Consider the following 6,877-nt stretch of genomic DNA (forward strand, 5'->3'; position numbering starts at 1 on the left):
CTGCCCGGCCTCGGGCTGCGCGACGTAGCCGCCAGCCCGCGTCTCGAGGAGCCGTTCGGCGCCCGCGCCGCGCAGCGCCTTGCGGATCGCGGTGATCGAGGCACGGCCACTGGGGCTTCTATTCGGCCGACCGCGACCCGGCCGCCTATTAGGAGGTCCCGGCGTTCGTGAACTCGGTGTCGGTCAACTACGCCTTTGAGGGCGGCCGCCGCACCACGGACAAGGTGGTGGTGCAGCTCCCGGCCGGCGAGCCGGCCCGGACGCTGACGATGTCGGTCCAGGCGGCCTACGTGGGCACGGTGGACAACGTCACGGTGAGCCCGGCGCAGAGCTACAGCTTAAACCCGGCCACCGGCAACAAGGTCACGATCACCTTCCCGCCGGTCCACGGGTGCTGCCTGTCGCTGAGCTTCCCGAGCGGCCCCTGGTCGCCGACCATCAAGATCGCCGAGGTGCAGGCGTTCTCCGCGGCCGGCAAGAACGCGGCCCTCGGCCGGCCGGTCCAGGGAAGCGCGCAGCCGGGGTACGGCACGGCGAACACGGTTGACGGTAACCCCTCCACCTACTGGGAGAGCACCAACAACGCCTTCCCGCAGTCCCTGACCGTGGACCTCGGCGCGACCTGCCGGATCTACCAGGTGGAGATGGCGATACCGCCGTCGTGGGGTGCCCCCACCCAGACGCTCTCCGTCGAGGGCAGCACGGACGGCGTCACCTACAGGCCGATCGTCGGCTCGCGGGCGTACGCCTTCAACCCGGCCTCCGGGAACGCCGTGTCGACGAGCTTCAACATGGTCGCCGTACGGTACGTCCGGCTGGTGTTCACCGCCAACACCGCGTGGGCTGCCAGCCAGCTCTCGGAGCTACGGGTCCTCGCCTCCTGACCCTCCTGATCCACTGTCGTTCTCGCCGGGTGCCCTCCATGTCGTGGGAGGCACCCGGCCTCGTTTCATGCGGAATATGGCGGATCTCCTTGAGCCCTGCATACTGAATATGCATACTTAGTATCTATGTCGATCAGGCACGGGCTGCTCGCCCTGCTCAGCAGGGGGCCTCGGCACGGCTATCAGCTGCGGGTGGAGTTCGAGGGGTCGACCGGGGCGACCTGGCCGCTCAACATCGGCCAGGTCTACACGACGCTGTCCCGCCTGGAGCGCGACGGGCTGGTCGAGCCGGGCGAGTCGGACGAGCAGGGCCGGGTCGTCTACACGATCACCGCGGCCGGCCTGGCGGAGATGGCGCGATGGTTCGGCACCCCGGTCGTCCAGTCCGACCGGCCGCGGGACGAGCTGGTCATCAAGCTGGCCATGGCCGTCGCGGCGAAGGAGGTGGACGTCGCCGAGGTCATCCGCAGGCAGCGGACCGCGACCATGCGCGCCCTCCAGCAGCTGACCAAGGCCAAACGAGCGACCACGGAGCGAACCGCCACCGAAGGCGCGGCCCAGCGGCTCGTGCTCGATTCCATGATCTTCCAGGCCGAGGCCGAGCAACGGTGGCTGGACCACTGCGAGGCCGTTCTCAAGGAGGAAAGATGACGGTCGTACGACTGGCCGAGGTGACCAGGGTCCACGGCGAGGGAGCGACGGCCGTCCACGCCCTGAGGGGCGTGAGTCTCGAGGTCGGCGCGGGAGAGCTGGTCGCGGTCATGGGCCCGTCCGGGTCGGGCAAGTCGACCCTGCTCAACCTCGCGGGCGGGCTCGACCGGCCCACGTCGGGGACGGTGCACCTCGGAGAGCAGGACCTGGCCGCCGTACGCGACCTGGCGGCACTGCGCCGCCGCGGGGTCGGCTACGTCTTCCAGGACCTCAACCTGATCACCTCGCTGACGGCGGCGGAGAACGTGATGCTGCCGCGCGAGCTCGATGGCGTGCGGTCACGCCTCGCCAGGCAGGAGGCCGTGGCCGTGCTGGCGGAGATCGACGTGGCACACCTGGCCGACCGCTTCCCCGACGAGCTGTCCGGTGGCCAGCGCCAGCGGGTCGCGATCGCCCGCGCCCTGGTGGGCGAGCGGCGCCTGCTGCTCGCCGACGAACCGACCGGCGCGCTCGACACGCGCGCTGGCGACGAGATCCTGCAGATACTGCGCGCCCGCTGTGACGCGGGTGCGGCGGTCCTGCTCGTCACCCACGAGCCGCGCTACGCCGCCTGGGCCGACCGGGTGGTGTTCCTCCGCGACGGGACGATCGCCGATTCCACGGACGTGTCACTGGAGAGCGCCCGGTGAGCGCCGTCCGCGTCGCGCTGCGCGTCGCCCGACGGAGCGCGTGGCGTTCCCGGGGACGCAGCGCGCTCATCATGGTGATGATCGGCCTGCCCGTCCTGGTGATCACAGCACTCCTCACCCTCGCCGAGACGATGCAGGTCACGCCGCGGGAAGGACTGGTGGCCACGCTCGGCACCGCCGACGTCCACCTCTCGCAGGCACCCGAGGGTACGGTGCTCCAGCAGGACCCGACCGGAGGGAACTGGAGCACGGGCGACGACGGGGCGACCGCGCCCAGGCCCGGCGCCGCCGAGGTGGCGGCACTGCTCGGACCGGGCACCCGGCTGCTCCCCTTCAACACCGGCATGCTCCGGCTGGGCACCGAGCCGGTCGACGCGCTGGAGACCGACCTGCGCGACCCCCTCACCAGGGGGATGCTGACGCTGAGCGAGGGCAGGCTCCCCTCCGCCCGCGAGGTCGCGGTGACCCCCGCGCTCGGCCTGCGGCCCGGCGACCTCCTGCGGCCGTCCGGCGCGGCGCCGCTGACGGTGGTGGGCGTGGTCGAGCACCCGCACCAGCCCTCGCTCCGCAAGGTCGTGGGCCCGGACCTCCCCCTGGCGCCGGACGAGTTGTGGTCCCCGCGCGAGTACGGCGACGGCTGGCTCGCCGACACCGCGAAGCCGGTGTCCTGGACCGACGTGCCCGCGCTGAACGCGGCCGGCCTGTTCGTCACCTCCCGCACCATGATCACGGACTCGTCGTGGTCCCCGGTTCGCGACCCGGCCGCGACGGTCCAGTACACGGTTGGGATCGGCGCCATGGTGATCATGGTGGTGCTGGTGACCGTCCTGCTGGCCGGACCCGCCTTCGCGGTCGGGCTCCGCAGGCGGCGCAGGGAACTGGCCGAGATCGCCGCGCAGGGCGGCTCGGCCGGGCAGCTGCGCACGATCGTGCTGGCCGACGGGCTGGTCCTCGGCGCCCCGGCCACCCTCGTCGCGACGGCGCTGGGCATCGCGGCCGGGGTGCTGGGCGCCCCGGTCCTGGCACGCTGGGGCGGGCAGGCCGGCCCGCCGGGAGTGCCGTGGCCGCCGGTCCTGTGCGTCGCCGCGTTGGGCCTGCTCACCGGGCTCGTGGCGGCGCTGGTGCCCGCCGTACAGGCCGCCCGGCAGAACACCGCGACCGTGCTGGCCGGGCGCGCGCCCACGGCACCCGATCGGCGGGGCTGGCCCCTGCTCGGAGCCACGCTGGTACTGGCCGGACTGGGCGCGACCGTGGTGGCGCGGCGCCAGCCGGGCTCGGTGTGGGTGCTCTCCTCCGCGGTGCTGGTCCTGCTCGGGCTGGTGGCGCTGACGCCGTGGCTGGTCCGCCAGACGGGACGGCCGGCCGCGCGGCTGCGGCTCCCGCTGCGGGTGGCCGTCCGCGACGCGGTCCGCCACCGGTCCCGGACAGCGAGCGCCGTGGCGGCCGTCATGGCGGTCACCGCCACGGTCGTAGCGGTGGGCATCGGCACCCACAGCGAGTACATGGACCGGCGCAACGCCTACACCTCGGCACGCCCGGCCGGCATGCTGGCGATCTGGGCCGGCACCATCAACGACGCGACCTGGAAAAAACTCCGCGCCGAGGCGGCCCGCCAACTGCCCGGCGTGCCGCTGGCCACCGGCTACCAGGCGAGGAACGCCGACAACCGCCGCTACGCCCTGCGGTACACGGTGCGCTGGAACGGGATACGCACGCGTCGCACGGCGGCCATCGGCGACCAGGCCCTGCTCAGGCTCCTGCAGGGGCGCCACGACCCGCGAGCGGCCGCGGCGCTGGCGAGCGGCAAGGCCGTGGTGTTCGACGCCGCCGCGCTGCGGAACGGCAGGCTGGCCCTGCGGGCGAGCTCCACCTCCGGCCCCCCGCGCAGGCTGGAGGTGCCCGCCGTACTGGCCACCCCCGCCGACGAGCACCAGGGCGGCGCCCTGCTGCCGCGCGCCTTGGTCGAACAGGCCGGTTTCTCGACGACCGAGAGCCAGCTCTACGCCATGCACCTCCTGCCGGCCGGTTCAAGGCTGTGGCGTGACCTCCACAAGGTGACCCCCCGCGTCACGGTCGCCTCCGAGGAAGGCTACCGCAACACCCCCGACCCCGGGCTGTGGGGCTGGCTCGTCGGCGCCCTCGTCCTCGTCGTCGGCGGCACGCTGGCCGCCACCCGCCTGGCCGCCGCCGACACCCGGCCGGAGCGGGCGACGATGGCGGCCATCGGCGCCCCGCCCGGGACCTTGCGGATGGTCGTGGCCGGCCAGGCCCTCTACATCTCCGGGCTCGGCGCGCTGGTGGGACTGGTCGCGGGGGCGGTGACGGGCGTGGCGCTGAGCCGGCCGATGACGACGCACGGCGCCGGCGATCCCGCCACGATCGCCGTGCCGTGGCCGTTCGTGGTCGCCGTGGTGGTGGGGCTGCCCGTCCTGGCGACCGCGGCGGCGCTGATCACCCGGACCCGGCCGCCCCTCGCCCGCCGTCCCCTGTGACCTTCGTCAGGCCCAGGGGTCGAAGGGGATGCCGCCGGGCTTGGAGCGCGAGAGGAGGTCCCCGAACCTGCCGTCATTGATCTTGATGGTCGCGGAGCCGAAGTTCGCGTTCATCAGCCTGTCGCGCAGCCAAGTACTGGGCCAGCCGTTCCAGTCCACCAGCGGCGGGTAGCGCCAGTTGTGGTAGTGGTTCTCCGGCGGCTCGTCGTTGCTGTTGGCGAGCCGGAAGAAGTGTGTGGACGCCCCGTCCTTGTGGTAGACGACCTTGGGGTGCGACCCGTCGAAGCGCACCTGCGAGCGCGGGTAGGTCACGACGCCGCTGTGCTGCGTGGTCGAGACGTACTCCACCTGGTTGGAGGCCTGGTTCACCCAGGAGATGACGTGCTCCCAGTCGTGACGGTGGCCACCGAGGCTGATGCCGGCCAGCGCCTGGTCCTTCTCGAAGTAGCTGGCGTACACGACGGCGCACCAGCCGTTGTTGCACTTGGCGCGGGCGTAGGTCTGGGAATTGTCCAGGTCCGACTGGTCACGGCAGTTGCCGTTGACCGCGCCGGTCGGGTTCAGCCCCGGAGCGAGGGTCCCGTCCGGCCCGATGCCGGGGGTGGCGTAGCAGCCGTCACCGTCGTAGTCGTAGGCCGGGGAGAACGACGACTCGTACCCTCCGGCCGACTGGGGCAGGTTGCGGGGCGGATCGGCGTAGGCCGCCGACGCGGGGAGGACGATCCCCAGAACGGTGACACCGAGCACGATCCCGAACCGGGAACGCCCGCGCGCGGGGGACGCGGGAAGGGATGGGCTCCTCTCCGGCCCGGTCGCTGACTTCGATGCCCTCGGGGTGGACGTGAACGACCACGGCTTTCGCATTCTTCCGCTTTCTCGAAGGACTGCTCCATGACCTGACGACGCGTCGGCGTGGTGCTCGTCGGCGGCGTTCTCCGCACCAATGTGAGCGCGCCTCGCACCTGCACGGCACCACGAAACCGGTGCTTGATCAAGGTCTCCGCGGCAGATGGCGCCGACATGTATCGGCGACGGTCAGGAGGTGAACCACGAACGAAAGATCGCGAATCACCGGGCAGGAAGCCTCCCACGAGGCGCGTCGCGGCCGACGAACCGGCTGGCCTCTCCAGGCATCCCGTCACGGGGCGTTCCGGCCTTGGCGCGAACCGGCGCGGACCGGCGCAGATCGGTGGGGCCCGGTGGGACCCGGATCGTCCCCGGCGTGAACGCCCACGCGCCGCCGCGCGGAAAAGGTATCGCCCGGACGGGCGGGGGAACGTACCGTCGCCATTATGAAGCTGCTCTCGGTCAACGTCGGCCGGCCACGCCCCAACCCCTGGAAGGGGCTCGACTCGACGGGCATCGACAAGCGGCCCGTCGACGGCCCGGTCGCGGTCACCGCCCCCGGCCCCAAGGGCACCGGCGCGGTCGGACTCGCCGGTGACCGTGTCCACGACGTGAAACACCACGGCGGCTCCGACCAGGCCGTCTACGCGTACGCCCGCGAGGATCTCGACGGCTGGGAGGCCGAGCTGGACAGGCCGCTGCCGAACGGGGTCTTCGGGGAGAACCTCACGACCGCGGGCCTGGACGTCAACGGGGCCCTGATCGGTGAGCGGTGGCGGATCGGGCCGGACGTCGTGCTGGAGGTGTCGTGCCCGCGCCTGCCCTGCGCGACGTTCCAGGGCTGGCTGGAGCGCGAGGGCTGGACCAAACGATTCACCCGGGCCGCACTGCCGGGCGCGTACCTGCGCGTGATCGAGCCAGGCGACATCCGCGCCGCCGACCCGGTCGAGATCGTGCACCGGCCCGCCCACAAGGTGACCGTCGCGCTCACCTTCCGGGCGATGACGTCGGAACCGGACCTGCTGCCCCGGCTGCTCGCCGCCGACGCCCTGCCGGAGGAGATCAGGGATCGAGCCCGCCGTCGCACCACCGCGTAGACACCGGCCTCGGCGGATCGGCCTGCCACCCGGCATGACGGGTGGAACATCACGACGGCGCAAACCGTCCGGGCTACCACCCCAAGGCGGATCGCCCGGCGTGACGGGCGGAACGTCACGATGGCTAGTGTCCTGCGTCAGAAATTCGTCGGCAATATCTGGCGAGTGATTCGAGGATCTCTTCGGCGGTCTTCTTCCAGACAAATGGGCGTGGGTTG

At 72.2% G+C, this 6,877-nt stretch carries 6 protein-coding genes; 5 read left to right on the plus strand and 1 reads right to left on the minus strand.

The annotated features are described in order from the left end of the window. The first annotated feature begins 167 nt into the window (after positions 1 to 167). The 4 genes from AB0G15_RS43135 to AB0G15_RS43150 all read left to right on the plus strand — a co-directional run bounded on the left by AB0G15_RS43135 (position 168) and on the right by AB0G15_RS43150 (position 4,716). Entirely contained in the window at positions 168 to 884 is a 717-nt protein-coding gene (locus AB0G15_RS43135; protein ID WP_362851476.1) for a discoidin domain-containing protein, read from the plus strand. A gap of 126 nt (positions 885 to 1,010) precedes the next feature. Beyond that, positions 1,011 to 1,535 carry a PadR family transcriptional regulator gene (locus AB0G15_RS43140; RefSeq protein ID WP_362851478.1) on the plus strand — a complete coding sequence of 175 codons (525 nt, stop codon included), beginning with the start codon at positions 1,011 to 1,013 and terminating at the stop codon, positions 1,533 to 1,535. Then, positions 1,532 to 2,224, plus strand: a complete 693-nt coding sequence (locus AB0G15_RS43145; RefSeq protein WP_362851480.1) for an ABC transporter ATP-binding protein — start codon at positions 1,532 to 1,534, stop codon at positions 2,222 to 2,224. The genes AB0G15_RS43140 and AB0G15_RS43145 overlap by 4 nt, the downstream gene beginning before the upstream one ends. Beyond that, on the plus strand, positions 2,221 to 4,716 hold the full coding sequence (locus AB0G15_RS43150) for an FtsX-like permease family protein (protein ID WP_362851482.1): 2,496 nt from the start codon (positions 2,221 to 2,223) through the stop codon (positions 4,714 to 4,716). The genes AB0G15_RS43145 and AB0G15_RS43150 overlap by 4 nt, the downstream gene beginning before the upstream one ends. Before the next feature lie 6 nt (positions 4,717 to 4,722). On the opposite strand, the gene AB0G15_RS43155 is transcribed toward AB0G15_RS43150, so the two are convergent. Then, complete coding sequence (locus tag AB0G15_RS43155) at positions 4,723 to 5,463, minus strand: NPP1 family protein (protein ID WP_362851484.1); 741 nt, start codon at positions 5,461 to 5,463, stop codon at positions 4,723 to 4,725. A 545-nt stretch (positions 5,464 to 6,008) separates the two neighbouring features. Between AB0G15_RS43155 and AB0G15_RS43160 the strand changes: the two genes are divergently transcribed. Beyond that, on the plus strand, positions 6,009 to 6,659 hold the full coding sequence (locus AB0G15_RS43160) for an MOSC domain-containing protein (protein WP_362697903.1): 651 nt from the start codon (positions 6,009 to 6,011) through the stop codon (positions 6,657 to 6,659). The last annotated feature ends 218 nt before the right edge of the window (positions 6,660 to 6,877 follow it).

It is taken from the genome of Streptosporangium sp. NPDC023825 (genome assembly GCF_040639575.1).
Lineage (GTDB): Bacteria > Actinomycetota > Actinomycetes > Streptosporangiales > Streptosporangiaceae > Streptosporangium.